The sequence below is a fragment of the Bifidobacterium choerinum genome (genome assembly GCF_000741135.1).
Classification (GTDB): Bacteria; Actinomycetota; Actinomycetes; order Actinomycetales; family Bifidobacteriaceae; genus Bifidobacterium; species Bifidobacterium choerinum.
Map to the genome: position 1 here is coordinate 1 of NZ_JGYU01000007.1, position 26106 is coordinate 26106.

Genomic DNA, 26106 nt, shown 5'->3' on the forward strand with positions numbered 1-26106 from the left:
ATGCACGGCGCATGGGAGCCGCCCGGAACCATATCGGGCGTCCTCGCCGGCGCGGGAAGGGCGACGGAGGCGCCGCCCGGCCGCCGTTGCGCATGGTTTCGTCGCGCACTTCGGCTAAGGTGTGTCCTGTCCGATATGAATTCGGACGTTTCCTTGCGCGAAGATATGACGCGACCTAGCTGCTTCGTATCCGTTCATATATTCGCAAAACCCTGTGTTAAGCCATCGTGCCGTATCTGGGCGCATGGCCGAAGAAAGGCACAACCAAGTGGTTACAACCTCGAAACTAGAAGACATGAAGCTTCCCGAGCTCAAGGAACTCGCCAAGCAGATGGGCCTGCGCGGCGTCTCGACGATGCGCAAGGGCGCATTGCTTGCAACGTTGCAGGCCGCGCGCAACGGCGAGGCCGCGCCGGCGGGGGTCACCGTGCGCGCGCCGAAGCCGGCCAAACAGGACCGTGCGCCGGAGGCTCCGGCCGAATCCGCGGCGCCGTCCGCGACTGCCGCATCGGCCGCGCCCGCCGTCGAGGAGCGCCCGAAGGCGCCGATCCGCGCCGTGCGCGTGCAGAGCGCGCCGCAGTCGTCGTCATCGTCGATGAAGATCGTCATCGACGAGCCGAAGCCGGAAAGCAACATGGAGATGCATGTCACCGCGCGCCGCGTGCGCAAGCGCCACGACGAATCGCAGGCCGCGCAGCCCGAGCAGCAGCAGTCCTCCTTCGACTTCGACGAGCAGCCGAAGCGCCGCACGCGCCGCGGCCATGACGAACAGCGCGGCGAACGCCGCCGTATGCCGGCGCAGCCCACCGGCGAGAACGTCAACCTCGACGAGATCCTCGACGCGCTGCCGGGCGTGCCGTCGCACAGCCACGACGAGCCGCGCGAGACGCGCCGCGGACGCAACGAACGCGATCGCAACGAGCGCAACGATCGCAACGAGCGCGGCAACCGCAACGATCGTAATGATCGCAACGAGCACGGCGGCCGCCGCGGACGCGGCCGCGACAACGAGAACCGCCACGACGAGTCGAACGCGCAGCGCGACGACCTCGTGCCGGTCGCCGGCATCGTCGACGTGCTCGACTCCTACGCGTTCATCCGCACCTCCGGTTATCTGCCGGGTCCGAACGACGTCTACGTGAGCATGGGCCAGGTCAAGAAGTACGGGCTGCGCAAGGGCGACGCCGTCAAGGGCTCGATCCGCACGCCGCATGAGGGCGACCGCCGCAACCAGCGGCAGAAGTTCGTGCCGCTGCAGTCGATCGATTCGATCAACGGCATGAGCGTCGAGGAGGCCGCGCGCCGCCCGCAGTTCAGCAAGCTCACGCCGCTCTACCCGAACGAGCGCCTCAAGATGGAGACGACGGCGAACCGTCTGACCGGCCGTCTCATCGACATCGTCTCGCCGATCGGCAAGGGCCAGCGCGGCCTGATCGTCTCGCCGCCGAAGGCCGGCAAGACGATCACGCTGCAGAACATCGCGAACGCGATCGCGACGAACAACCCCGAGGTCTATCTGATGGTCGTGCTCGTCGACGAACGACCCGAAGAGGTCACCGACATGGAGCGCACCGTGCAGGGCGAGGTCATCTCGTCGACCTTCGACCGTCCCGCCTCCGACCACACGACCGTCGCCGAACTCGCGATCGAACGCGCGAAGCGCCTCGTCGAACTCGGCCAGGACGTCGTCGTGCTGCTCGATTCGATGACGCGACTGGCACGCGCCTACAACATCGCCGCACCGGCGTCGGGACGCATCCTGTCCGGCGGCGTCGATGCGCAGGCGCTCTACCCGCCGAAGAAGTTCTTCGGCGCCGCGCGCAACATCGAGAACGGCGGCTCGCTGACGATCATCTCGTCGGCGCTCGTCGAGACCGGTTCGAAGATGGACGAGGTCATCTTCGAGGAGTTCAAGGGCACCGGCAACATGGAGCTGCGTCTGAGCCGCGAGCTCGCCGACAAGCGCATGTTCCCGGCCGTCGACATCAACGCATCCGGCACGCGCCGCGAGGAGCTCATCACCGATCCGCAGACGCTGCCGATCATCTACCGTCTGCGCCGTCTGCTCGGCGGACTCGAGCCGGAGCAGGCCTACCAGACGCTCGTGCCGCGCCTGAAGAAGACGATGACGAACCGCGACTTCTTCGCGGCGCTCGTGCAGCAGGGCGGCGGCTCGCTCAACGGCAACTGATCCGCGGCCCGCACGGGCTCGCAACGACCGCATATATGTTGGGCGGGGACGAACGGCACGACGCCGTCCGTCCCCGCCCAACGTCGTATTCATGGCCGTCACTGCGCGCCGCGCTAGCCACACCGCACGCTAAGGTGGAACCCATGACTACCACGGAGGATGGCTGGCGCGCCGACGCGCGCGAGGAGGCGACCGACATCGACGCCTTCGCACAATCGGACGACCCGCAGATGCAGCGCATCGTCGAACATATCGACGCGTTGCGCGCATCGATCGACAACATCGACATGGCGATCGTCGCGCTGCTCGCCGAACGCTTCAAGGCGACCGCGCAGGTGGGGGCGCTCAAGGCGCGCGCCGGATTCGCACCCGCCGACTACACGCGCGAGGAGCAGCAGATGCAGCGGCTGCGTCGCGTCGCGCAGGGCGCCGGGCTCGACGTCGAGATCGCCGAACAGTACCGCGAGTTCGTCGTGACCGAGGCGAAGCGGCGGCACCGCCGCATCGCCGAGGAGGACGGCGACGCCGGCGTCCTTGACGTCTTCGCCTGACGGTGCGCCGCTTCGCCGACGGAGGAGATTCCGCCGGGGCGGCGACTAGGGTGGAGACGGACGGCGGCGCACGACGGCGCCTCCAATCGGACTTTGCGGCGATCGGATGGACGATCAGGACGACGAAGGGAACGGGATGCGACGAGCGTGGATACGGCTGTGCGCGGCGGCGACGGTGGCGGCATGCACGGCGGCGCCGTGCGCCGTCGCGATCGCCGGAGCGGCCGAACAGGCCGCCGCCGGCATCGTCTCGGCCGCCGCGGCCGCGACGCGCTTCGCACGCCACGACGTGTTCACGATGGCCTCCGGCGCCGGCGCGCACCGCTACTATCTGATGACGCCCTCCGGCGGCGACGTGACGACGATGACGGCGCGCGGACGACTGCCGTGGACCGTCGACGTCGACTACGCGCTCAACGGCCCGAACGTCGACATGTCCGCGCTCGACGGCGCCGACGGCACCGTGCAGATCCATCTGCACATCGCGCCGGACCAGCAGGCCGACGGCGCCGCGCGCCGCTATGCGCGGCAGCTGCGCCTGTTCGCGGCGTTCACGATGCCGGCGAACGGCGCGAAGGACGTCAGCGCCGACGACGGCGCAGCCGTCGAGCGGCACGGCGACACGATCGTCGTCTCGTCGACGGCCGCGCCCGGCAAGCCGCTCGACATGCGCGTCTTCGTCGAGGCGACGAAGTTCTCGATGGGCGACATCGCCGTCGCCGCACTGTCCGCGGATTCGCCTGCCGCCTACGGCGACGGGCTGCGCGCGCTCGGCGCGCAGTCGGCGACGCTCACCGAGGCGGTCAACAAGGCCGGCCGATCCTCCGATGGCTCCGACGACGGCGCGAACGCCGCGTTCCTCGCGACGCTGACGCAGCTGCGCGATCAGGAGCGCACGCTCGCCAAGCAGCGGATCGCCGAACTCAAGAAGGCGCATCAGCGGGCCTTCCACGACTACATGGCCGCCTACGTCGGCTCTTACACGAACCATCTGTCCGGCTCGATCGGCACGAAGACGCAGATGACGGCGCTGATGGGCACCGCCGGCGAACTCAAGGGGGAGACGCCGCTCGCGCGCGCCGTCACCGGGCTCGCGACGGCCGTCAACAACGTCTCCGACGCCTACCAGCACGTCGGCGCCGCCGACGAGGTCGACCGCATCATCACGCGCATCCGCCAGCAGGGCACGAGCGGACTGACGGAGGACCTCAGACAAACGGCCGGCGAACAGGCGCGCATCGGCGCGCAGATGTACTCGGACGGGCAAGGTCAGCTGTCGCGCGCGATGATCCCGTATTCGATGGCGTACACCGATGTCTACACCTCCGAACTCAACGACCTGACCGGCGGCGACCTCGCGCGCGCCGGCGCGTGCAAGGCCGAGGCGATCGCGGCGACGAACGCGCGCAACGGCAGCGGCACGCTCGGCGACGACATGGCCGGCGTCGACGCGGCGATGGCGACGCTCGCCTCGGCGCGCGAGCACACCGGCGCGGCGAACGCGGCCGAACAGATCCTGCAGCGTTTCCCCGGCGAACTCGACGGCGACGACGCCTCCGGTTCCGGCGCGGACATACGCATGCAGCTGCAGCCGGTGCTGCGCGACTCGCCGCTGATGCGCGCGGCCTATGAACAATGGTTGGACGACCCGCTTGGCGGGCAGGCGCGGGCGCGGCGCGCGGCGCGCATCGCCGACGCCGAGAAGCGGCAGCAGGCGGCGCACGGTCCGAAGGACATGTCGACGCTCGTGACGCCGTCGTCCAACGACGCGTCCGCCGAGATCTCGAAATACGCCGGATCGGTGACCAAATCGATCGGCGGGGGAGGATCGTCGGACGCCGAGGATTCCGGCAAATCCGGGAAAACCGGCGGCGACGCGCAGCGGCAGGCGTCGAAGGAGATCTCCGAGGACGGATGGATGGCGCTCGTCGACGCGAACCCCTGGGAGCGTGCGTTCATCGCCGCCGACACGCAGCCGTTCATCGACGAGGCGGTGCGCATCGCGTCGGCCAGGACGGCGCTCGATCTGACGGCCGACGGTCTGGCGAAGGGCGGTGCGCTCGCCGACGAGGTCGCGAAGGCGCCGATGCGCGCCGGCACCGGCGACGTCCTCGACACGCGTTTCCTGATCGTGCACGGCACGCGCTGAGCTCCGACCGTTTCGGGTGTGGATGGCGTCCGTCGCGGTCGCTGGAAACGGGACTTGCAATCATGTTCGGTGTCTATCGCACCGCTTGCGTTCGCAGAGGGGCATCCTTCCGACCGTTCTGGGTGCGGATGGCGGCCGGAACGGTCGCGGACGGTGCGGTTGGCGAACGTTCCGGGTGCAGTGCGCGCTCGTAACGGTCGCATAAGGGGATGGCCCCCGGAACCGATTCGTGGTTCCGGGGGCCATCCCCTTACGCGACTGGGCGTTCGGCTCAGTGCTTCGGCTTCTTGGCCGGCGGCTCGCCGAGCTCGCTGTCGGCGACGACGATCGTCTCCTCCTCGGTCGCTTCGGCCGGGGCGGTCTCGTCGGAGTCGTCCTTCGGGCGGGCGTACTTCTCCATCAGGTCGCTCGCCTTGCGCAGCGTGATCCGGCCGGTCACGCGCGCCGCCTCGGCGATGTCGCCGAGCGCCGGCTTGAGCGCGTCGCGCATCTCGTCGCTGACGTTGAGCATGACGGACAGGATTGGCGTTTTCATCGAGACCTTCGCCTTCGACTTGATGCCGCGCAGCGCCGTGAGCGCATGGCCGGCCTGCGCGAGCAGATCCGGCGACGCCTTGAACGCGGCCGCCGCGTAGGTCAGCGGCTTCGGCCACGGCGCGCGGTGCACCGAGCCTTCGCCGGCGTGCATCCAGCTCCACACCTCTTCGGTCGTGTACGGCAGGAACGGCGCGAGCAGACGTGCGAAGGCGTCCAGGCCGAGGCCGAGCGTCGTGCGGGCCGACTTGACGGCCTGCGGGCTCGGCGCGGCGCCGGTCGATTCGGCGGTGCCGTAGGCGCGGTTCTTGACGAGTTCGATGTAGTCGTCGCAGAACTGCCAGAAGAAGTCCTCGATCGTCTCGAGCGCCTTCGAATGCTCGTAGTTCTCGAGCGATTCGGTCGCGTCCAGCACGACCTTCGCCATCTTCGCCATCGCGGCGCGGTCGAGCGGCTCTGTGACGTCCTTCGGATCCCACGTGGCGCTCGCCGGCTCGCCGACGTGATGGTTCTCGTCCTCACGGCCGATCGCGAGCGCGAACTTCGTCGCGTTGAGCAGCTTGATCGCGAGCCTGCGGCCGATCTTCATCTGGCCTTCGTCGTAGGTCGCGTCGAGGCCGAGGCGAGCCGAGGCGGCCCAGTAGCGCACCGCGTCGGCGCCGAACTTCTCGATCGGCTCGTTCGGGACGACGACATTGCCCTTCGACTTCGACATCTTCTTGTGGTCGGGGTCGAGGATCCAGCCGGAGAGCGTCGCGTTCGCCCACGGCAGGCAGTGGTTCTCGAGGTCGGCGCGGTCGATCGAGCTGAACAGCCACGTGCGGATGATGTCCTGTCCCTGCGGGCGCAGATCCATCGGGAACGTCGACTTGAAGAACTTTTCGTTCTCCTCGCCTGGCTCGGCCCACTTCGTGACAATCTGCGGCGTCAGCGACGACGTCGCCCACGTGTCCATGATGTCCGGCTCGGCCATGAAGCCGTTCGGCTGGTTGCGCTGATCCTCGGTGTAGCCTTCCGGCACGTCGATTGACGGGTCGATCGGCAGACGGTCCTCGCTCGGCGTCAGCGGGTTCGCGTAGTCCGGCTCGCCATGCTCGTCGAGCGCATACCACAGCGGGAACGGGACGCCGAAGAAGCGCTGGCGCGAGATCAGCCAGTCGCCGTTGAGGCCGTGCACCCAGTTCTCGTAGCGCACACGCATGAAGTCGGGGTAGAAGTTGAGCTCCTTGCCGCGCTCGATCAGCTCGGCGTTGAGGCGCTTGTTCGTGCCGCCGTTCTCGAGGTACCACTGGCGGGACGTGACGATCTCGAGCGGCTTGTCACCCTTCTCGTAGAAGTTCGTCATACGCATCGTCGGCTTCGGCTCGCCGTCCATCTCGCCGGCCGCCTGCAGCTGCTCGACGACCTCCTTGCGTGCCGAGAACGTCGTCTTGCCCTCGATCGCCTGGAAGTACTCGCGGCCCTGCCCGTCATGGATCCAGTCCGGCGTGTCCATGATGATGCGGCCGTTGCGTTGGATGACCGGGCGGGTCGGCAGATGCAGGTCGCGCCACCATTCGACGTCGGTCATGTCGCCGAAGGTGCAGCACATCGCGATGCCGGCACCCTTGTCCATCTCGGCGGCCGGATGGGCGAGGACCGGGACTTCGACGTGATAGAGCGGCGACGTCACCATCTTGCCGAAGTACGGCTTGTAGCGTTCGTCGTCCGGATGCGCGATCAGCGCGACGCATGCGGAGAGCAGCTCGGGACGCGTCGTCTCGATGTAGATCGGCGTGCCGTCCTCGAAGCGGAACGCGATGCGGTGGTAGAAGCCCGGATATTCGCGCGATTCGAGCTCCGCCTGCGCGACGGCCGTCTGGAACGTGACGTCCCACAGGCCCGGCGCGTCCTTCTGATAGGCTTCGCCGCGCGCGAGGTTGCGCAGGAACGCCTTCTGCGCGACGCGGCGCGGATGCTCGCCGATCGTGTGGTAGGTCTGCGACCAGTCGATCGACAGGCCGAGACGGCGCCACAGGTTCTCGAAGAGCTTCTCGTCCTGCGCGGTCAGGCGCTCGCACAGCTCGATGAAGTTGCGACGCGAGCACGGCACCTGGTCCTTCGCCTGGATCTTCTTGCCTTCGGTGCCTTCGAACGGCGGCTTGAAGTCGGGGTCATAGGGCAGCGACGTGTCGACGCGCACGCCGTAGTAGTTCTGCACGCGGCGTTCGGTCGGCAGGCCGTTGTCGTCCCAGCCCATCGGGTAGAGGACCTCGAAGCCGTTCATGCGCTTGTAGCGCGCGATGATGTCGGTGTGCGTGTACGAGAACACGTGGCCGACGTGCAGATGGCCGGAGACGGTGGGCGGCGGCGTGTCGATCGAATAGACGGCGCTGCGCTCGCCGGGGTTGTGGAATGTGTAGGTGCCGTCTTCGTCCCAGACGCTGCGCCACTTGTCCTCGAGACCGTCCACGCCTACGCGGTCGGGGAGGGGGGTGAGATTGGCGCTGATGGAGATGTCTTCGCTATCAGTCATAACCGCCAGTCTAAAAAGCGTCTATGACATCATCGCCGCCGCGCACACGGCTCGCCGCGCGCGTTTCGCGGTGTGCTGAACCCGCGGCGCACGCCGCGTTTTCAGCTGCGCGGCGCGAGGCCTGCGAGACGCAGCCTCCACGACGAATTCTCGGCAGGCACGCCGCCGACCGACGTCTTCGTGACGACGAAGTCCTTGTTCTCGTACAGCCACGCGCTCGCCGCGTCCTGGCTGACGACGCGGTCGAAGTCGCGCATGCGCTCGCGGTATCCGTTGTAGTCGGGCTTGGCGAGCGCGTCCTCGTAGATGCGCTGCGCCTCGCCGTTCTGGTAGTGGAACATCGGCGATCCGTCGACGAATCGCCGGTAGTCGTCGACGCCTTCGAGCGTGACGAGCGCGCAGACGTAGTCGCCGTCGGCGACGCGCCTCGCCAGCTCGCGCGTGTCGACGACCTCGAGCGTCGCCGGCATCGACAGCACGTCGTTGAACGTCGTCGTGATCCGCTCGGCGACCGCGCGGTGCGTCTCGTCGGTGAGCACCGTGAACTCGTGGAAGTAGGCGTAGGGGAAGTAGGCGCGCATCGACGCCGCCTTCGCCTCGTCGTAGGGGAACAGGTCGTCGAGGTCGACGTAGCCCGGCTGCAGCCGTCCGATCGGCCCCGACAGCTGCGCCGCCGACTCCGGCTGCGTCTTCGCGATGCCGGCCGCGTCGATCGCGTAGCGCGTCAGCTGACGCACCTGCACGTCCGAGAACGGGCTCTCCTGCGCGTTGTTGAGCGCGAGCATCGTCTGGCGCATGCCGACGCCGTCGCCGACATGCAGCCCGTCGTGCTTCGCGAGCCGCTGCGCCGTCGCCGCCTCGCGCGGCAGCGCCACGTCGAGGTCGCCGGCCTCGGCGGCGTCGGCGAGCGCCGCCTCGTCCTTGTAGTAGGCGAGGCGGATCGTCGACGCGGACGCCTTATGCCCCCAGTAGTGGTCGTTGCGCGTGAGCGTGATCGACGAGCCGTCGCTGCCGGCGACGTCGAAGGGGCCCGAACCGTAGGTGTGGCGCGCGTAGTCGTCGCCGGCACGCTGCGCCGCGGCGACGTCGTATATGATGCCGGCGCGGCCGGTGAGCGCCCACAGCAGCCGCGGGTTCGGCTTGCGCAACGTGATCGTGAACTGCGAGGCGTCGGTGTTGCGCACCTCGGCGACGTCGCCGAGCTCCTCGTAGCCGACGTGACGGTCGGCGATCGTGCGCTGCAGCGACGCGACGACGGCGCTCGCGTCGAGCGCGCTGCCGTCGGCGAAGGTCAGCCCGTCGCGCAATACGAAGGAGTAGCGCAGGCCGTCGGTCGACGGGATCCAGCGAGCGACGAGGTTCGCGGCGACCGAGACGTCGTCGCCGCTCGTCAGCAGCGTCTCGTAGACGTTGCCGACGAGCGCCTGCTCGACGCCGCGCTCGTCGTTCGTGCGGATGTCGAGCGACGTCGGCTGGTCGGTCAGGCCGACCGTGTATTCACGCGAACGGTCGCCGCCCCATGGCAGTTCGCCGTCATGTCCGCGCAGCAGCAGGAAGGCCGCGACGATCGCGGCGACGGCGACGATCGCGCCGAAGACGATCCATGGCGCGACGCGCGCGCCGCGAGATTCCCGGGTATGCATGACCGTGCAGTATACCGGCAGACGACTACCGTGCGCCGGTGCCGTCCGCGCGGATCTCGCGTCTACCGGGACGCCGATGCCGATGTCGATCGCTTCGCCGACGTCGTCGATTTCGACGTCGTTTTCTTCGCCGTCGCCGTTTTCCTTGTCTTCGCCGATGCCGCCGTCCTGCGCGTCGCCGCCGCGCGCTTCGCCGGGTGGCGCGTGCCGGTGCGCGCCGACGGCAGGTCGAGGAAATCGCCGGCGCTCGGGCACGAGTCGGCCAGCGGGCACCATGCGCACTGCGGCGTGCGCGCCGTGCACAATGTGCGGCCGAAGATGATGAGGCGGTGCGACAGGTCGGTCCACTCCTCGGGCGGGAACGCGGCCGTCACGTCGTGTTCGATGTCCTCGGGGGCGATCTCGTCGGCGTCGCGCCAGCCGAGGCGCCCGGTGACGCGGATGACATGCGTGTCCACCGGGAATCCCGGAATGTGGAACGCGTTGCCGAGCACGACGTTCGCCGTCTTGCGTCCGACGCCGGGCAGCGACGTCAGCTCCGCCATCGTATGCGGCACGACGCCGCCGAAGCGCGTCGCGAGCGCCTGCGCGAGCTCGATGATGTGCTTGCTTTTCATCCGGTAGAAGCCGAGCGTGCGGATGATCGACTCGACGTCGCTGATGTTCGCCTTCGCGAGCGCGTCGGCGTTCGGATAGCAGGAGAACAGCTCCGGCGTGACGCCGTTGACGCGCCGGTCGGTCGTCTGCGCGCTGAGCACCGTCGCGACGATCAGTTCGAAGGGCGTGCGGTAGTCGAGCTGGCATTTCGTGACCGGGATGAATTCGCGCAGCCGATCGTATTCGCGGTGCATGCGCGTGACGCGCGCCCGCTTCGATTCCCGTTTCGCGGCCATCGCCGCACCTCCCGTCCGTCATGCCGCCGTAGCGCGGTCGTCGGCTGCGACGCCGACATCCCCGAGTCTACTCCCGATGCCGGGTACGCGGGGAAGAAAAAAGAGGAGAGGGGAACGTCAGTCCTTCTTCGGCTTCGCCTTGCCGGCGGCCTGCTGCGCCTGCGCGCGCTCCTCGTCCTCCTCGGGCGGGTCGAAGCGGTAGCCGACGTTGCGCACGGTGCCGATGACGTGCTCATATTCGCCGCCGAGCTTCGCGCGCAGGCGGCGGATGTGCACGTCGACGGTGCGCGTGCCGCCGTAGTAGTCGTATCCCCACACCTCCTGCAGCAGCTGCGCGCGCGTGAACACACGCCCCGGATGCTGCACGAGGTACTTGAGCAGCTCGAACTCCTTGTAGGCGAGATCGATCGGGATGCCGCGCAGGTTCGCCGTGTATCCGTTCGTGTCGACGACGAGGTCGCCGCAGCGGATCAGACCGTCCTCCTGCTCGTCGTTCGCCGGCGCGCCGGAGGAGGCGGCGACGACGTTCGCGGCGCCGCGCTCGGCGACGAGCCGCAGCCTACCCTCGACCTCGGCGGGCGACGCGGAGGAGACGACGACGTCGGTGACGCCCCATTCGGCGTTGACGACGGTGAAGCCGCCCTCGGTCAGGATCAGCACGATCGGCGTCGACAGTCCGGAGGCGTGGATGAGGCGGCACAGCGTCTTCGCGGTGGCGAGGTCGTCGCGGCCATCGAGGAACAGAATCGTGTTCTCCGGCATCTTGACGAGGCTCGCGGCGTCCATCGGCAGCACGCGCACGCGGTGGGAGAGCAGCGCGAGCGAGGGCAATACGGAAGCCGGATCGTGGGAGAAGGTCATCAGTGTCAGATCCGTCACAATGTGCCCCTTTTCGGATGTCTCATGCGGTCGCGCGCATTCGGCGCTGCCTTATATTGTACCGACAAGCACGGTCCCGGCGACTGAAGCGTTCCAGTATGAGAGCGCCGGCCACGCGCGCCGGCGGCCGTATGGTACCTGCATCGTCGTGGGCGCGCACGGCCTTGCACGGCGCGAATGTGCGCGGCGGCGACTAGATTGGTCATCGACTGACGACAGATGCGAGCCCGTCGCGCCGAAGCGGACGCGGCGTGCGGACGAGACGACCCGAGGTGAATGCCATGACCGATATGAAGAACGCCGACGTCCCCGAAGGCGGCGCGCCGCTGATGCAGCCGTCGCGCTCCGTGACCCGGCCGCTGCTCGTGCAGATCGTCGCGTACGTCGTCCTCGTCGCGCTCGCCTGCATCCCCGGCAGCGCGAACGTCGGCGGCGTCGTCTACTCGCTGCTGCTGTCCGTCGTCGGCGTCCTCATCATGCTGTCCGCGTTCTTCACGCCGCTGCGCGACGGGCTGCCCGGCCGCATCACCGCGTGCGTGCTCGGCTTCTGCTCGATGATCTGCGCGGCGACGCCGTTCCTCGGCGAACTCGTCTTCGGCGTGCACCCCGACGGCGTCGAACGTTCGGAGTCGCTGTCCGTGTCCGCATGGCTCGCCGGCTGCGCGACGTTGCTCGTCATGCTGCTCGTCGTCTCCTTCGCCCGGCAGATGGCACGCAACCCGCGCACGGACATGATCGTGCAGATGTCGCATATGGTCATGGACGGCGTCAGCTGCATCGCCGCGGCCGGCTGGTGCTTCCTGCCGATGCTGATGCACGCCGACGGCGTGCGGCCCGTCGTGCGTGCGCTCACGCTCGCCGCCGTCGCGCTCGTCGCGCTTGCGCTCGCGGCGATGTCGTGCCTGTGGACGCGCGACGTGCGGCCGCTCGACGACGCGCGCTCGCCATGGATCGGCATGGGGATGATGCCGGTGATGCTCACCGGCGCCGCCGTTGGTATCGCGGTGTTGGTAATGTTGCTCGTGTGATGGCGGACAGGGCGCCGTCGCTCTCTCTAGAATTAGGAACGATGAACCCCCGCCATGACGGCGGGGGTTCATCGTTCCGTGTCGCCGCTGACGGGGGTGACGGCCGTGATCAGTTGCGATCAGTCGTTGAGATCGGCGTCGTGCTCGGCCTTCTGCTGGGCCGCAAGACGCTCGCGCGCCTCCTTGATCTCCTTGTCGGCCGTGGCGGCGTCCGCCCAGTAGTCTCCCGGCATGACCTCCTTGCCCGGCTCAAGCGCCTTGTACTGCTCGAAGAAGTGCTTGATCTCGGCCTTGTGGAACTCGGAGACGTCGGCGATGTCCTTGATGTTGTCGTAGCGCACGTCGTTCGGCACGCACAGCACCTTGTCGTCGCCGCCCTCTTCGTCCACCATGTGGTACAGGCCGACGGCGCGGCACTCGACGACGCAGCCCGGGAACACCGAATCCGGGATCATGACGAGCGCGTCGAGCGGATCGCCGTCCTCGCCGAGCGTGCCGTCGATGTAGCCGTAGTCGTCCGGATAGCCCATCGCCGTGAACAGCGTGCGGTCGAGGAAGACGCGGCCCGAGGCCTGGTCGACTTCGTACTTGTTCTTCGATCCGCGCGGGATCTCCACAACGACGTTGAAAGTTTCTGCCATGGTAGTTCTCCTTGGTTGATGAGTGTTGAAACCCGCTACCACCATACACCGCGCGCGTCCGGGCGACGGGCGTGCACGCCGTGCATGAACAGCCGTGACACGCTGCCGCGGATATGACGGCGGGGAGGACGCCGCTCGGACCGAGCCGCGCCCTCCCCGCCGTCGGCGATGCGTGATGCCACCGCCACTCAGTATTCGACGCTGAGGATGTGCGCGACGTCCGCCCACGGCGCGAGCGCGACGAAGTTGTCCCAGCTCCAGTCGAATTCGCGGCCGGTCAGCTGGTCCTTGACGCGGTAGGTGCCGTCGGTCGGCAGGCCGAGCGCGTTGAGGTCGACATGCACGTTCGACTGCTGCTCGTGGTAGCCGTCGAGGTTGACGACGACGATCAGCGTGTCCGGCTTGCCGGTGCCGGTGTATTCGGCCGGAGTCTGGCGCGCGAAGGCGAGGATGCTCGGGTTCGCGCTCGGCAGCACTGTGAGGTTGTGGTAGCTGCGCGTGGCCGGATGCGCGTTGCGGATCGCGTTGAGCGAGGCGACGAGTTTGGCGATGCCGTAGTCGTCGCTCTTGTCCCAGTCGCGCACGCGGATCGTGTCGAGCTCGCTGACGGCCGGCTGCTCGGCGCCGTCGCGCTGTGTGTTCTCGACGAGCTCGTAGCCGTTGTAGACGCCCCACGTCGGCGAACCCATCGCGGCGAGCACGGCGCGCACCGCGTAACCGGCGATGCCGTTGTCGCGCAGGTAGTTGCTCAGCGAATCCGGCGTCGTCGGCCAGAACGCGTTGTGCTGCCAGAACGCGGTGTCCGAGTTCGTGGCCGTCAGGAACGCGTCGACCTCCTCCTTCGTGTTGCGCCACGCGAAGGTGCCGTAGGACTGCGTGAAGCCGGCGCAGGCGAGCGCGCGCGTCAGCGACGGACGGTCGCCGTCCTCGGCGAGGAACAGCACCTGCGGGTGCGCCTTGACGACCTCGGCGATGACGTCCTGCCAGAAGCGCACCGGCGTCGCCTCGGGCGCGCCGACGCGGAAGGCGGTGACGCCCAGGTCGATCCAGACGCCGAGCGCGGCCACGGCCGCCTTCTCGATACCGGCGAAGTCGTTGTCGTAGTCGATCGTGCCGTCGGCGCGGAACCACTGCGGGTGCGCGGCCTTCCACGCATGGTCGGCGGCGAAGGCGAGCGTGAAGTCGAGCGCGACCTCGAGGCCGAGCTCATGGGCGTGGCCGACGAATGCGCGCAAGTCGTCGACGGAGCCGAGCGCCGGGTCGACCGACTCGTGGTCGGTGACGGCGCCGGCGTCGTCGGTCGGGAGGATCTGCGGCAGGTAGACGATGCCGAAGCCTTCGTCCTTCGCGCGTTCGAGGCCGCTCATCGCCGTATGCAGGTCGCCCGGCGTGACGGTGCCGTCCTCGTGCCTGACGGCGCCTTCGGAACGCGGGAAGAACTGGTACCAGGCGCCGAAGCTCGACTTCGGGCGCTCGACGCGCAGCGGACGGTCGGCGCTCGCCGTCAGGCCGTCGCGCAGCGGATTCGTCCGATGCAGCGCGAGGATCTCGTCGGCATGCGCGATCGCGATGCGGTCGGCGGCGTCGACGGTCTCGTCGAGCATCTCCTTGGCGGTGTCGCGCAGCATCCTGCGCTGCTGCGCGTCGAGTGCGGCGTCGCGCGTGCCGGCCCAGCGACCGAGGATCTCGGAGCCCTCCTTAGCGATCGCGTCCGAGGCCGGTTCCTCGTCGGCGCGCTGCAGCCAGTCGGCGAAGGTGTCGGCCCAGCCTTCGACGGCGAACTTCCAGTTGCCCAGCTGCTTGGCCGTTTCGGCGAAGGACTCGTCCCACGGGGCGACGTCGGTGTGCTCGCCGGCCTGCAATGTGACGGCGTACGATTCGAGGTCGGTGTTCGTGAGCGTCATCGGCTTGCGCGCCATGATGCGGCCGCGCTGGCCCTTGAGGACGCCGGTGGCTCCGACGTGGCCGGTCCCCTCCATGAAGACGCGGGCCGTCACCGTGAACGGCTCGCCGAGTTCGACGCGCGGCATGAAGGCGCCGTCCTCGCTCGCCGGGGTGACGTTCGTGATCGCGACGCGGCCGAACTGGCCGGGTTCCTTGGCCGCGATCGGCAGTGCAGGCGCATCCCCCGTGAACTGCGGTTGCTTCTTCGCGCGCGGCTTGCGCGTGCGGGAGGTCGTGCTGGTCGTTGTTTCCTGAGTGTGTTGTGCTTCTCTCATGCCCCTCATTGTATGGACATGCTGTGAACAGGGGGGCGGATTTGGTCACATCGGTGAAACATCCTGTATCGCGGGCGTCCAAAGCACAATCACGGCGCATTGTCATATCGGGCGTGATCCGATGTGGGAATGTGGATGGATTCGCGCGCGCATGCACCGATGTGGATGGCATGTGGATAAAGCACAGTGTGGATAACAGTCCGTGTCGTCCCCAAATGGCCGCCGAGCCTGCCTTCCGGTCACAACGCCCGGTTGTGCTTGCGCCTCCGAAGCGGCCGGTGCCAAGCTCGAGCCAGCCGTCGCAACGGCGGCGATCAGCATGCACCAACGGAAGGAACTGCAATGACGCGATTCACATCGATCCTGCATCGCGCGGCCGCCGCCGTGGCGGCCTGCGCGGCGGTCCTCGCGCCGGTCGCGGTCGCTGACGCGGCCGAAGGCGAGAAGCTCACCGAGGCGAGCCCCTACAACTTCACATATTTCAACGGAGGCGTCCTGTACGAGATCGGCCCCGTGGGCCATGACGGCGCGGGACTCGACTACTACTGCATCCAGCAGGACAAGAACACGAACTACACGGTCGGCGCGGCGACGACGATGCAGGATTCGCTCAACGCGCGCAAGGCGGCCGTGCTCATCAGCCGCTACCCGCACACCGAGGTCAAGCAGGACGTCACGCACGCGGCGATCGCCGTCATCCTGCATGATTTCTTCGACACGAGCACCGGACCGCAGGGGTGGCCGTCGTCGCGCGCGAGCCTCAAAAAGCGCTATCCGCAGATCTTCACGCGCGTCGACGAACTGCTTGCTGAAGCCGACGCGCTGACGCCGGCGAAGCTCAACACGAAGCTGTCCTATGACGAAGGACGGCGCAACGGCGACGTGACCGTCTCAATCGACAACGCGCGCGGCGCGCCGGTGTCCGGCATCGGCTACACGCTGACGCTCGACGGGCCGGCCGTGTTCGCCGACGGCTCGCGCACCTGGCGTGGCGTCTCCAGCGACAAGGCCGCCGTCATCCGATGGGTGTCGACCGGCGACGGCGACGTGCGCGTCTCCGGATCGGCGAAGGTGCCGTCGGTCGACGTCATCACGTCGTCGCAGCGACTCGTCCGCGTCGGCGAAGGACAGGCGAAGGCCTTCGACGGAATCCGATTCCCAGCGAAGAAGACCTTCACGCCGACGATCCGCACCGTGACGACGCCGACGCTCATCGAAGCGGGCGTTCGCGTCACCGACGCCGTCGCCGTCGGCATGGCCGGCCCCGACGACGTCTGGCCGCGCGGCGAGACGCTCACCGTCGACGGCTGGTACTTCGACGGCCTGAACGCCGACGCCGTCACGCGGCGCATCGAACGGCACGACGGCGAGCGCGCCGACGACTTCGTCAAGCGCGTCGCGACGACGCTCGGCCATCAACCCGTCGCGACCGCGCGACTGAGCTTCGACGCTCCCGGCGAACAGATGGCCGTCGCGCGCGACGCCGACGGCGACTACCATGCGACGGCCACGAGCGGCTTCGGCACATGGCTGTGGGCGGCGCGCCGCGACAAGCAGCACGGCTCGATGGGCGAATACCTCGCGCAGGACATCGTCACCGCGATCGTCGACGGCACCGAAACGAACGTCACGCGCCGCGACACCGTCGAAGTGCGCTCCGAAGCACATGAACACACGGCGCACATCGGCTCGCAGCTCATGGACACGATCTGGGTCAGTGGATTCCCCGACGACCACGGCAGCTGGAAGGGCGACGAGACGATCGGCGTCGGTACCGACGAGGAACACGCGCAGGTGAGCGTCTGGTGGGCCGGCGACGGCGATGGTGGCGACGACGAGCAGTGGCGTCCGGCAGGGGACAAACAGCCGCAGCCCGACGAGCACCACCGCCTCATCGGCGTCTGGGACTACGCGGCCGTCAACGGCGAACTGCGCGTCGGCGGGGGTGCGCCCGACGCGCACGGCGAGCCGGTCGACATCGTCGCCGAAGAGCCGGGCTGGTACGTCTTCGTCTGGAACTTCGCCGGCGACGATCGCGTCGCGCCCGCGGCGAGCTCGTACGCGGACAGCTGGGAACGCGTGCGCGTGCACGCGGAACCGGAGCCGGCGCTGACGCTGACGACGCAGGTCGACCATGCGAAGGTCAAGGTCGGCGAGCCGTTCCACGACGTCGCGACCGTACACGGCAACGTGCCCGAAGGCGCCGTCGTCGTCTTCGAGGCCTACGAGGCTGTCGACGAGGATGCGCAGCCCGGTAGGAACCGGCTGCTGCTCTCCGGTGCGCGGCAGCCGCTCGACCCGACGCTCGAGACGCAGCAGGCGACGAGCGAGGAGGCGCGTTCGCCGACGGCCGGCCTCGTGTACTGGAAGGCGACGTTGCTCAGCCTCGACGGCGACATCCTCGCGACGCACGAGATCGGCGCGCCCGGAGAGGTCGTCGAGGTCGTCGAAGAGCCGCCGGCGTCCAGCCGCGCGCAGCCGAAGGAGCAGCATACGCGCAATCCGAGGCCGGCGCTCGCGGCGACCGGCGCGTCCGCGGCGGCGCCGTTGACGGTGACATGCATCCTGTGCGCGGCCGCGGGCGTCGCCGCAATCAGGATGCGCCATGATGCGAAGTGGCCGCCGCGCAAGCATTGAGCACAAGCGCCGAGCGCGCAGCCCGATGGCGGCCGCGGCTTCATACCGCGGCCGTCACGGCGCCTGCACGCTGTCGGATGGAATCGCCACCGGCACTCGCCGCAGGCTGTACGATACCGATGTACAACGGCGGCCGCGCCGGACGCGGCCAACGGCGTGGAGGAGATCAGGCAGTGAGCACAGGGCATCCGCAGCGCAAGACGGACAGCGACGCGCAGCTGGCGCCCACGTCGAAGTGGGTCCTGCGGTTCAACGTTGGGCAGGCGGCCCGACATCTGCTCTATGCGCTCGTGTGCGGCATACTGTGCGGATTCGGATCGATCACGCTGTGCATCGTCGTCGACGGCGCGCGGCATGTCTTCGAACGCCTGCCGTGGCTCATCTGGCTGCTGCCGGTCATCGGCATCGCGCAACTGCTGCTGTACCGCTGGTGGAAGCTGCCGCTCGATCTGACGACGGACGCCGTCATCGAACGGATGCGCGGCGGCCACGAGATCAGCGGACTGCTCGCGCCGGGCATCCTCATCGCGACCGCGATGACAATCCTCGCCGGCGGCACCGTCGGCAAGGAGGCCGGCGCGATGCAGATGGGCGCGAGCCTCGGCACAACGATCGCGCGGCCCTTCAGGCTGCACAACGTCGTGCGTCGACCCAACCACGACGATACGCAGGACATGCATCTGTACGTCGCGGCGACCGGCATGGCCGCGACCTTCTCCGCGCTGTTCTTCGCGCCGCTCGGCTCGTGCATGCTCGTCCTCGAGCTCATGCGCTTCGCCGGGCTGCGCTACGTGTGCTCGATGCTCGTCGCATGCTTCGCCGGATTCGTCGTCGCGCGCCACTTCGGCATCGGCGATGTCATCACGAAGGTCGGCGTGCCACAACTGAACTGGCACGGCGTCGGCATGTGCGTCGTCATCGGCGTGGCGGCGGCGCTGTTCGGCAGTCTGTTCGCGATCGCAATCCGCCTCGTACAGGGCGTCACGAAGCGGATCCGGCGCAACTGCTATCTGTGGGTAGTCGTCGGAGGCTTGCTCGTCGCCGTGCTCGTGACGGCGTGCGGATGGACGCGCTTCACCGGTTCGGGAGGCACGCTGCTCAACGACGTGCTCCGGAGCCCGAACGTCTCCTTCGACTTCCTCATCAAGATGCTGCTGACGATCTTGTGCCTCGGATTCTGGTTCAAGGGCGGCGAGATCATGCCGTCGCTGTGCATCGGCGGCATGATCGGCTCGGCGTCGTTCGCGATGACCGGCGGCGACGCGCTGTTCGGCGCGGCGGTCGGCTCGATCTGCTTCCTCGCCGCATTCAACCGCTGCCCGCTCTCCGCGTTCCTGCTCGGCTGCGAGATCTTCGGATGGGCGGCGGCGCCGTTCCTCGCGATCGGTGTGTGCGTCGCATTCATGTTCGGCTATCCGGTCGGCATCTACGGTTCGGGCATCGACCTGCTCGCCCGCTCCGGCTGGAAGCAGTTCTTCCACGGCATGCGCCAAAGCGCATTGCGCAATGAGCATGAGAAGGACGCCGGATTCATCGACTTCGCGGTCGCGGCGGGATCGCAGATCCAACAGGTCGCGTCGACGGCGCAGCAGGCGGCGCGCAGGGAGGGCGAACAGTGGCGTCATGAGGTCAGCACGTGGCGCGGCAAAGGCCGCGCGGGCCGCCGACGGCGGGGATCGGACGGTACGGCAAGCGGCCGGGGAGGGACACACAAATAGCGATGAGCGAATAAATACGCTGAGCGCAAGCCTTCTCAGTATATGAGATACGCGACCTTAGAATCGGTGGTAATCATATCGCGATAACCACATCCCGATTGGAGGAAGACATGACAGATTCCACAGCTCAGGCCGCGGTCGCGCCAACGCAGAACCTGACGGATTCGCCTCACTACCTTGCTGAGGCGCTTATAAAGAACGGCATCAAGAATATGTACGGCGTCGTCGGCATCCCGGTCACCGATTTCGCACGTATCGCCCAGGGCATGGGCATTCGTTTCATCGGTATGCGCCATGAGGAGGACGCGGTCAACGCCGCCGCCGCCGAAGGATTCCTGACGGGACGCCCAGCCGTCGCACTGACCGTCTCGGCGCCTGGTTTCCTCAACGGCCTCGCTGCACTGCTCGAAGCCACCGAGAACGGCTACCCGGTCATCATGATCGGCGGCTCCTCGACACGTCACGTCGTGGACATGCACGAAGGTGAATATGAAGGCCTCGACCAGATGAACTACGCGAAGGCGTTCTGCAAGGAATCGTTCCGCATCGACAAGATCGAGGACATCCCGCTCGCCGTCGCACGCGCGATGCACATCGCATGCTCGGGCCGCCCGGGCGCCGTCTACATCGATTTCCCGGACGACGCGGTCGCTCAGACGATGGACAAGGACGAGGCCGCGGCCAAGCTGTGGGTTGCGAACAACCCGGCCCCGGCGATGCCGCCGGCGCAGTCGTCGATCGACGATGCGCTCAAGCTGCTGAGCGAGGCGAAGAACCCGCTGATGATCGTCGGCAAGGGCGCGGCGCTCGCGCAGGCCGAGGACGAGATTCGCGCGTTCGTCGACAAGACCGACATCCCGTTCCAGCCGATGTCAATGGCCAAGGGCCTCATCCCGGACGACGATCCGCACTGCACGGCGAGCTGCCGCGGACTCGCGCTGCGCACGGCCGACGTCGTGCTCGTCGTCGGCGCGCGTCTCAACTGGATGCTCAACTTCGGCGAAGGCAAGGAATGGAACCCGGACGTCAAGTTCATCCAGATCGACATCGATCCGGCCGAGATGGAGAACTCGCGCTCGATCGCATGCCCGGTCGTCGGTGATATCAAGTCCGCGATGACGATGCTCAACGCCGGCCTTGAGAAGACGCCGTTCAAGGCCACCTCCGCATGGCTCGGCATGCTGCAGGCCGACGCGCAGAAGAACGACGAGAAGTTCGCCGCGCGCGTCAACTCCGGCAAGGTGCCGATGGGGCACTACGACGCGCTCGGCGCGATCAAGAAGGTCTACGACAAGAACAGGGACCTCATCCTGACGAACGAGGGCGCGAACACGCTCGACGATTGCCGCAACATCATCGACATCTACGAGCCGCGCCACCGTCTCGATTGCGGCACGTGGGGCGTCATGGGCTGCGCGGTCGGCTATTCGATCGGCGCCGCCGTCGCCACCGGCAAGCAGGTCCTGTACATTGGCGGCGACTCCGGATTCGGCTTCGACGGTATGGAGGTCGAGGTCGCCTGCCGTTACCACCTGCCGATCACCTTCGTCGTGCTCAACAACGGCGGCATCTACCGTGGCGACTTCGAGAACCTCGGCGACGACGGCGATCCGTCGCCGCTGACGCTCACCTACGACGCGCACTACGAGAAGATGATCGAGGCGTTCGGCGGCACCGGCTACTACGCCACGACGCCGGACGAGGTCGAGCAGATGGTCGGCGAGGCCGTCGCCTCCGGCAAGCCGAGCTTCGTCCATGTGCAGCTCGCCGACTACGCGGGCAAGGAATCGGGCCACATCAGCAACCTGAATCCGAAGCCGGTCGTCGGACCGCTCGCGACCTCCGAAGTGACGGCGAACCCGTACATCGAAGGCGCCCGCATGTGACGATGACGTCACCGCCGGCCGGTTCCGCCGGCTGCCGAGCCCATGAGGGAGGACGGCAGCCGGCGGAGCCGTCCGGCGCCCGTCGTCCCCACCAGTCATGGCCGGTGCACGCCGCGCGACGCATCGGCATACCAAGAGAAGGAAGCATCCATCATGGGAAAAATACTTATCGATGACATCGTCCCGATCATCGTCATCATGGCGTTGGGCTATGTCTGCGGCAAACTCAGCTACTTCGACGACGACCAGCGTCAGGGCCTCAACAAGCTCGTGCTCAACATCGCGCTGCCGGCCGCATTGTTCATCTCGATCGTCAAGGCGACGCGCGAGATGCTCGCGCAGGACGCTGTCCTGACCGCCATCGGCTTCGTGGGCATCATCGTGATGTTCATGATCAGCTACTATCTGTGCCGCCTGATGTTCCACCGCAGCATCCAGGAGGCGGCCGTCTGCGCGTTGATCGCGGGCTCGCCGACGATCGGCTTCCTCGGATTCGCCGTGCTCGACCCGATCTACGGCGACACCGTCTCGACGAACCTCGTCATCGCGATCATCTCGATCGTCGTCAACGCGATCACGATCCCGATCGGCATGTATCTGATCAACGTCGGCCAAGCGAAGGACCGCGCACGGCTGTCCGCCGCGACCGTCACGAACTCGAAGGGTGAGGTCAAGGTCGCCGACAAGGCCGCGAAGACGCCGGCCATCGTCGCCACGAAGGACGATGAGGCCGTCGATCCGTCGAAGGACGCGAAGCAGGACCGCAACGCCGAGGTCATGGTCTCGAAGTCCTCGAACAAGGGCAAGAAGAAGAACCAGAACCTCGAGGCGCTCATCAACGCGCTCAAGCAGCCGGTCTGCTGGGCCCCGCTGCTCGCGATCGCGCTCGTGCTCATCGGCGTGCGCGTCCCGTCCAGCTTCGCGCCGACCTTCGACCTCATCGCGAAGGCCAACTCCGGCGTCGCCGTGCTCGCCGCCGGCCTCGCGCTGTCCACCGTGAAGTTCTCGCTCGGCTGGGAGACGCTGTGGAACACCTTCTACCGCCTGATCCTGACCCCTGCCGCGTTCCTCGGCGTGGGTCTGCTGTGCGGCATGGGCTCCGACGTCAACAAGCTCTCGATGCTCGTGCTCGCCGTCGCGCTGCCGCCGGCCTTCTCCGGCATCATCATCTCGAGCCGCTACAACATCTACGTCAAGGAAGGCGCGTCGACGACGGCGGTCTCCACCGTCGCCTTCGCCGTCACCTGCCTGCTGTGGATCTGGCTCGTGCCGCTGTGCGCCCACTGAGTCGCTGATTCGGATCGCTGCATAAGGACCCCGACCATGCCCGATGGTCGGGGTCCTTATGTTCCACGGCATGAGGCATTACCTGAGGACATGATCGGCTGAGGATTGCGCTTGAGGATTCGTTTGGTGCGCGCCTTGGTGTCGCAGATGATAGATGCCTTAGGCCGCAGGTGTATGGATGGCACGGATATGAGTGCCCCCCCTATTGTTGTTGCGGCAATACTGCGCGTCGCCGTCGTCGTGCCATGCGGGCCATGGAGGGGATCAGTCCGCGCCGGGCAATGAAGAAGGGGAGGGCCCACGGCATCGATATGATGCCGTGGGCCCTCCCCTGGATTTGCCATCCATGACCAGCGGTCGGGCGCGGCTATGGATGGAATCTGGAAATCAGGCCTGTGCCGGGGCGGCCGTCAGGTCGGCCTTGACGCCGTCGTTGGAGCCGATGACGCCCTTCGCCGCGAGGTCCTTGATCTGGTCTTCGGTGTAGCCGAGGGACTCGAGGATCTCCTCGTTGTTCTCGCCGAGCTTCGGCGCGCGCTGGTAGTCGGGCGCGTAGTTGCTCATCGTGAACGGCAGGCCGATCGTCTTGAACTTGCCGCGGGCGTCGCCCTGATCGATCGTGATCAATGTGCCGTCCTCGTTGAGGTCCGGATCGTTCTCGAGTTCGTTCCAGTCGAGCACCGGGCCGACCGGGACGCCTTTGGCGCCGAGTTCCTTCGTCAGCGTGTACTTGTCGTACTGCATCGTGTATTCCTCGACGCGCTTGTACACTTCCTGCTTGTGCTCATCGCGGGCATTCGCGGTGTTGAAGCGCGGATCGGTGAGCCAATCCTGGAAGCCCATCGCGTTGCAGAACTCCTCGAAGCCCTTCTGGGACTGCTGGATGACGATGTACACGTAGGCGTTCGGGTCGGTCTCCCAGCCCTTCGCACGGTAGCACCAGCCAAGCACGAGGCCGCCTTCGGCGTTGGCCGCACGCGGAATCGCCTTGCCGAACTTGTAGCCCGGGTAGCAGTCGTAGTAGGACAGCTGATGCAGATGGTCGAGGATGAGCTGGTCGCGCAGCTTGATGCGGCACAGGTTGAGCACGGCGTTCTGCATCGACTGGTAGACGAAGACGCCTTCGCCGGTGCGTTCGCGCTGCAGCAGCGCGGTGAGGATCGCGATCGTCAGATGCATGCCGGTGTTCGAATCGCCGAGCGCGGCGCCGGACTGCGTCGGGATGTTCTTGTCGCCTTCCCACCAGCCGGTCGTCGAGGCGGCGCCGCCCGCGCACTGCGCGACCGGCTCGAAGGCCTTGACATGCTCGAAGCGGCTGCCCTGGTTGAAGCCCTTGAGGGAGGCCATGATGCACTTCGGGTTGATCTTGTGGACCTCGTCCCAGCCGAAGCCGAGCTTCTCGACGTCGCCCGGGCCGATGTTCTCGACGAAGACGTCGGCGTCCTTGAGCAGGTCGGTGAGGACCTGCTTGCCCTCCGGGGTCTTCATGTCGAGTGTGAGCGACTTCTTGTTGGCGTTGAGCTGCAGGAAGTACAGCGAATAGGAGCCGTCGACGTCGTTCATCTCGTTACGGGTCGGATCGCCGCCGTGGACCTTCTCCAGCTTGATGACCTCCGCACCGAGCCATGCGAGGATCTGCGTGCAGGACGGACCCGACTGCACCTGCGTCCAGTCGATGACCTTGATTCCCGCGAGTGGTGCGGTATTGGTTGCCTCTGCCATATGGCCTCCTTGTTTACAGAGCCGATAGTGCCTTCAATATACGCATCGACGACCGAGCCGCTCCATCGATTCAGCTACTGGTCACAAGGTTTCCGCCACGGGAGTGATTTTGCTAAGGATACCGCCGCAGGCGGCAGGAACGATGCCGCCGGCGGCGGCGATGACGGCGGTTTGCGCGCCGAAACGCAGAAGGCCGGAGATCCGCAGATCTCCGGCCTTCGTGGTTGGTAGCGGGGCATGGATTTGAACCATGGACCTCTGGGTTATGAGCCCAGCGAGCTACCGAGCTGCTCCACCCCGCGTCGGCTGTTTTGCGCAGCTCTCACTAATATACACAAGCGAATCCGAGAGTCAACCGTCGGCGTGTCGCGACGTTCGCGCGCGGTGTCGTCGTCGACGCCGAATCGGTCGCGTGCGGCGCTTTCGTGCGGCCGTCGTCGTACATGCACCGTCGTTTGTTATGCCGTGCGCACATAATAGGAAACCATGCCTATCAAAATTCCCGGAGGCCTTCCGGCGCGTGACATCCTCGACTCCGAACGCATCTTCGCGCTCGAGAAGCCCGAGGCGGAGCGGCAGCGCGTGCGTCCGCTCAAGATGGTCATCCTCAACCTGATGCCGAAGAAGATCGAGACGGAGACGCAGCTGCTGCGGCTGATTTCGAAATCGCCGCTGCAGGTGGACATCGACTTCATGAAGACGGGCACGCACGAGTCGACGCATGTGAGCGCCGACCACCTCGTCAAGTTCTACGAGCCGCCGGAGTCCTTCGCCGACAACTACTACGACGGCCTCATCGTCACCGGTGCGCCCGTCGAGCATCTGCCCTTCGAGCAGGTCGACTACTGGGACGAGTTCAAGCGCATCCTCGACTGGGCGGCGAGCCATGTGTTCTCGACGATGTATCTGTGCTGGGGTGCGATGGGCGCGCTCAACTACCGCTACGGCGTGCGCAAGATCGATCTTCCCGAGAAGATCTTCGGCGTCTTCCCGCAGTATCTGCAGGACGAATACTGCTTCCTGACGAACGGCTTCGACGAGATCGCGCTGCAGCCGCATTCGCGCGTCGCCGCCGTCAGCGAGGAGGACATCGCCGCGAATCCGGACCTGCAGGTGCTCACCTGGGGACCGCAGTCCGGTCCGGGCCTCATCGCGACGCGCGACTTCTCCGAGGTGTTCGCGCTCGGCCATTGGGAGTACGGCAAGTACACGCTCGCCGAGGAGTACCGCCGCGACATGGATCGCGGACTCGACAACGTGCCGTTCCCGACCAACTACTTCCCGAACGACGACCCGACGATCGAGCCGCTGTTCTCGTGGCGTGCGCATGCGAACCTGCTGTGGCGCAACTGGCTCAACTGGGTCTACCAGATGACGCCGTACGACCTGACCGAGGTGCCGCAGCTGCGTGCGCAGCGCCGTCCCGGCACCGACCATGTCGTGCGCCATGCGCCGAGCTCGCCGCGCGAGGACGGCTTCCGCCCGTTCCTCGACGACGGCTACGGCCTCATCGTCCCGCGCGACTGAGGCGTTCCGGTCGCCCGACCGTGCGGCCGGCCATGTCCGCCGGCCTGCCGTGTTCGCTGTCGCATGAATTGCGACTGTGATATGGC

General features: G+C 67.1%; 16 protein-coding genes, 1 tRNA gene and 1 pseudogene. 9 read left to right on the forward strand and 9 right to left on the reverse strand.

Annotated elements, in window-relative coordinates; genetic code table 11:
* Window positions 1–295 precede the first annotated feature (295 nt).
* The 3 genes from rho (at window position 296) to BCHO_RS05655 (ending at window position 4891) form a co-directional block, all read left to right on the forward strand.
* Window positions 296–2191: a transcription termination factor Rho gene (gene rho / locus BCHO_RS05645; protein WP_029675217.1), complete on the forward strand. Its 1896-nt coding sequence runs from the start codon at window positions 296–298 to the stop codon at window positions 2189–2191.
* A 143-nt stretch (window positions 2192–2334) separates the two neighbouring features.
* Complete coding sequence (locus tag BCHO_RS05650; protein WP_024540238.1) at window positions 2335–2742, forward strand: chorismate mutase; 408 nt, start codon at window positions 2335–2337, stop codon at window positions 2740–2742.
* Between the two features lie 136 nt (window positions 2743–2878).
* Window positions 2879–4891, forward strand: a complete 2013-nt coding sequence (locus tag BCHO_RS05655; protein WP_152595884.1) for a tubuliform spidroin — start codon at window positions 2879–2881, stop codon at window positions 4889–4891.
* A gap of 271 nt (window positions 4892–5162) precedes the next feature.
* On the opposite strand, the gene valS is transcribed toward BCHO_RS05655, so the two are convergent.
* The 4 genes and pseudogenes from valS to BCHO_RS05675 form a co-directional block, all read right to left on the reverse strand.
* A complete protein-coding gene (gene valS, locus BCHO_RS05660; protein WP_024540240.1) occupies window positions 5163–7940 on the reverse strand; it encodes a valine--tRNA ligase in 2778 nt (925 codons plus the stop codon).
* 101 nt (window positions 7941–8041) lie between these two features.
* Entirely contained in the window at window positions 8042–9583 is a 1542-nt protein-coding gene (locus BCHO_RS05665) for an ABC transporter substrate-binding protein (protein ID WP_024540241.1), read from the reverse strand.
* 245 nt (window positions 9584–9828) lie between these two features.
* A pseudogene (gene nth / locus BCHO_RS05670) lies at window positions 9829–10476 on the reverse strand (endonuclease III); the annotation flags it as partial.
* Between the two features lie 117 nt (window positions 10477–10593).
* Entirely contained in the window at window positions 10594–11355 is a 762-nt protein-coding gene (locus BCHO_RS05675) for a winged helix-turn-helix transcriptional regulator (RefSeq protein ID WP_034256310.1), read from the reverse strand.
* A 281-nt stretch (window positions 11356–11636) separates the two neighbouring features.
* On the opposite strand from BCHO_RS05675, the gene BCHO_RS05680 reads away from it, so the two are divergent.
* On the forward strand, window positions 11637–12383 hold the full coding sequence (locus BCHO_RS05680) for a hypothetical protein (RefSeq protein WP_024540244.1): 747 nt from the start codon (window positions 11637–11639) through the stop codon (window positions 12381–12383).
* 119 nt (window positions 12384–12502) lie between these two features.
* Here BCHO_RS05680 and BCHO_RS05685 read toward each other — a convergent pair whose 3' ends face one another.
* Together BCHO_RS05685 and BCHO_RS05690 are read right to left on the reverse strand one after the other, a co-directional pair.
* Window positions 12503–13024, reverse strand: a complete 522-nt coding sequence (locus BCHO_RS05685; RefSeq protein ID WP_024540245.1) for an inorganic diphosphatase — start codon at window positions 13022–13024, stop codon at window positions 12503–12505.
* Window positions 13025–13212: 188 nt separating this feature from the next.
* Window positions 13213–15243: a maltotransferase domain-containing protein gene (locus tag BCHO_RS05690; protein WP_237743048.1), complete on the reverse strand. Its 2031-nt coding sequence runs from the start codon at window positions 15241–15243 to the stop codon at window positions 13213–13215.
* Between the two features lie 342 nt (window positions 15244–15585).
* On the opposite strand from BCHO_RS05690, the gene BCHO_RS05695 reads away from it, so the two are divergent.
* The 4 genes from BCHO_RS05695 to BCHO_RS05715 all read left to right on the forward strand — a co-directional run bounded on the left by BCHO_RS05695 (window position 15586) and on the right by BCHO_RS05715 (window position 22771).
* Window positions 15586–17880: a hypothetical protein gene (locus BCHO_RS05695; protein ID WP_024540247.1), complete on the forward strand. Its 2295-nt coding sequence runs from the start codon at window positions 15586–15588 to the stop codon at window positions 17878–17880.
* Window positions 17881–18053: 173 nt separating this feature from the next.
* Window positions 18054–19598, forward strand: a complete 1545-nt coding sequence (locus tag BCHO_RS05705; RefSeq protein ID WP_024540248.1) for a chloride channel protein — start codon at window positions 18054–18056, stop codon at window positions 19596–19598.
* A gap of 110 nt (window positions 19599–19708) precedes the next feature.
* A complete protein-coding gene (gene oxc / locus BCHO_RS05710; RefSeq protein ID WP_024540249.1) occupies window positions 19709–21484 on the forward strand; it encodes an oxalyl-CoA decarboxylase in 1776 nt (591 codons plus the stop codon).
* Window positions 21485–21637: 153 nt separating this feature from the next.
* Complete coding sequence (locus BCHO_RS05715; RefSeq protein ID WP_024540250.1) at window positions 21638–22771, forward strand: AEC family transporter; 1134 nt, start codon at window positions 21638–21640, stop codon at window positions 22769–22771.
* Window positions 22772–23158: 387 nt separating this feature from the next.
* Here the strand turns inward: BCHO_RS05715 and frc are convergent, their stop codons facing one another.
* The 3 genes from frc to BCHO_RS05725 all read right to left on the reverse strand — a co-directional run bounded on the left by frc (window position 23159) and on the right by BCHO_RS05725 (window position 24795).
* The gene (gene frc / locus BCHO_RS05720) at window positions 23159–24493 is read right to left on the reverse strand and encodes a formyl-CoA transferase (protein ID WP_024540251.1); all 1335 of its coding nucleotides are present in this window, start codon (window positions 24491–24493) and stop codon (window positions 23159–23161) included.
* A gap of 81 nt (window positions 24494–24574) precedes the next feature.
* Window positions 24575–24745 carry a hypothetical protein gene (locus tag BCHO_RS09260; protein WP_155803908.1) on the reverse strand — a complete coding sequence of 57 codons (171 nt, stop codon included), beginning with the start codon at window positions 24743–24745 and terminating at the stop codon, window positions 24575–24577.
* A tRNA-Met gene (locus tag BCHO_RS05725) sits at window positions 24719–24795 on the reverse strand. The genes BCHO_RS09260 and BCHO_RS05725 overlap by 27 nt, the downstream gene beginning before the upstream one ends.
* 184 nt (window positions 24796–24979) lie before the next feature.
* Between BCHO_RS05725 and BCHO_RS05730 the strand changes: the two genes are divergently transcribed.
* Window positions 24980–26020 (forward strand): homoserine O-succinyltransferase, encoded by a 1041-nt coding sequence (locus BCHO_RS05730; protein WP_024540252.1) that lies wholly within the window; start codon window positions 24980–24982, stop codon window positions 26018–26020.
* The last annotated feature ends 86 nt before the right edge of the window (window positions 26021–26106 follow it).

What these genes read in the sequence shown, in the direction of transcription:
- rho (WP_029675217.1), top strand. Translation starts at nt 296, where the DNA reads ATGAAGCTTCCCGAGCTCAAGGAACTCGCCAAGCAGATGGGCCTGCGC.
- BCHO_RS05650 (WP_024540238.1), top strand. Translation starts at nt 2,335, where the DNA reads ATGACTACCACGGAGGATGGCTGGCGCGCCGACGCGCGCGAGGAGGCG.
- BCHO_RS05655 (WP_152595884.1), top strand. Translation starts at nt 2,879, where the DNA reads ATGCGACGAGCGTGGATACGGCTGTGCGCGGCGGCGACGGTGGCGGCA.
- valS (WP_024540240.1), bottom strand. Translation starts at nt 7,940, where the DNA reads ATGACTGATAGCGAAGACATCTCCATCAGCGCCAATCTCACCCCCCTC.
- BCHO_RS05665 (WP_024540241.1), bottom strand. Translation starts at nt 9,583, where the DNA reads ATGCATACCCGGGAATCTCGCGGCGCGCGCGTCGCGCCATGGATCGTC.
- BCHO_RS05680 (WP_024540244.1), top strand. Translation starts at nt 11,637, where the DNA reads ATGACCGATATGAAGAACGCCGACGTCCCCGAAGGCGGCGCGCCGCTG.
- BCHO_RS05685 (WP_024540245.1), bottom strand. Translation starts at nt 13,024, where the DNA reads ATGGCAGAAACTTTCAACGTCGTTGTGGAGATCCCGCGCGGATCGAAG.
- BCHO_RS05690 (WP_237743048.1), bottom strand. Translation starts at nt 15,243, where the DNA reads ATGAGAGAAGCACAACACACTCAGGAAACAACGACCAGCACGACCTCC.
- BCHO_RS05695 (WP_024540247.1), top strand. Translation starts at nt 15,586, where the DNA reads ATGACGCGATTCACATCGATCCTGCATCGCGCGGCCGCCGCCGTGGCG.
- oxc (WP_024540249.1), top strand. Translation starts at nt 19,709, where the DNA reads ATGACAGATTCCACAGCTCAGGCCGCGGTCGCGCCAACGCAGAACCTG.
- BCHO_RS05715 (WP_024540250.1), top strand. Translation starts at nt 21,638, where the DNA reads ATGGGAAAAATACTTATCGATGACATCGTCCCGATCATCGTCATCATG.
- frc (WP_024540251.1), bottom strand. Translation starts at nt 24,493, where the DNA reads ATGGCAGAGGCAACCAATACCGCACCACTCGCGGGAATCAAGGTCATC.
- BCHO_RS09260 (WP_155803908.1), bottom strand. Translation starts at nt 24,745, where the DNA reads ATGGTTCAAATCCATGCCCCGCTACCAACCACGAAGGCCGGAGATCTG.
- BCHO_RS05730 (WP_024540252.1), top strand. Translation starts at nt 24,980, where the DNA reads ATGCCTATCAAAATTCCCGGAGGCCTTCCGGCGCGTGACATCCTCGAC.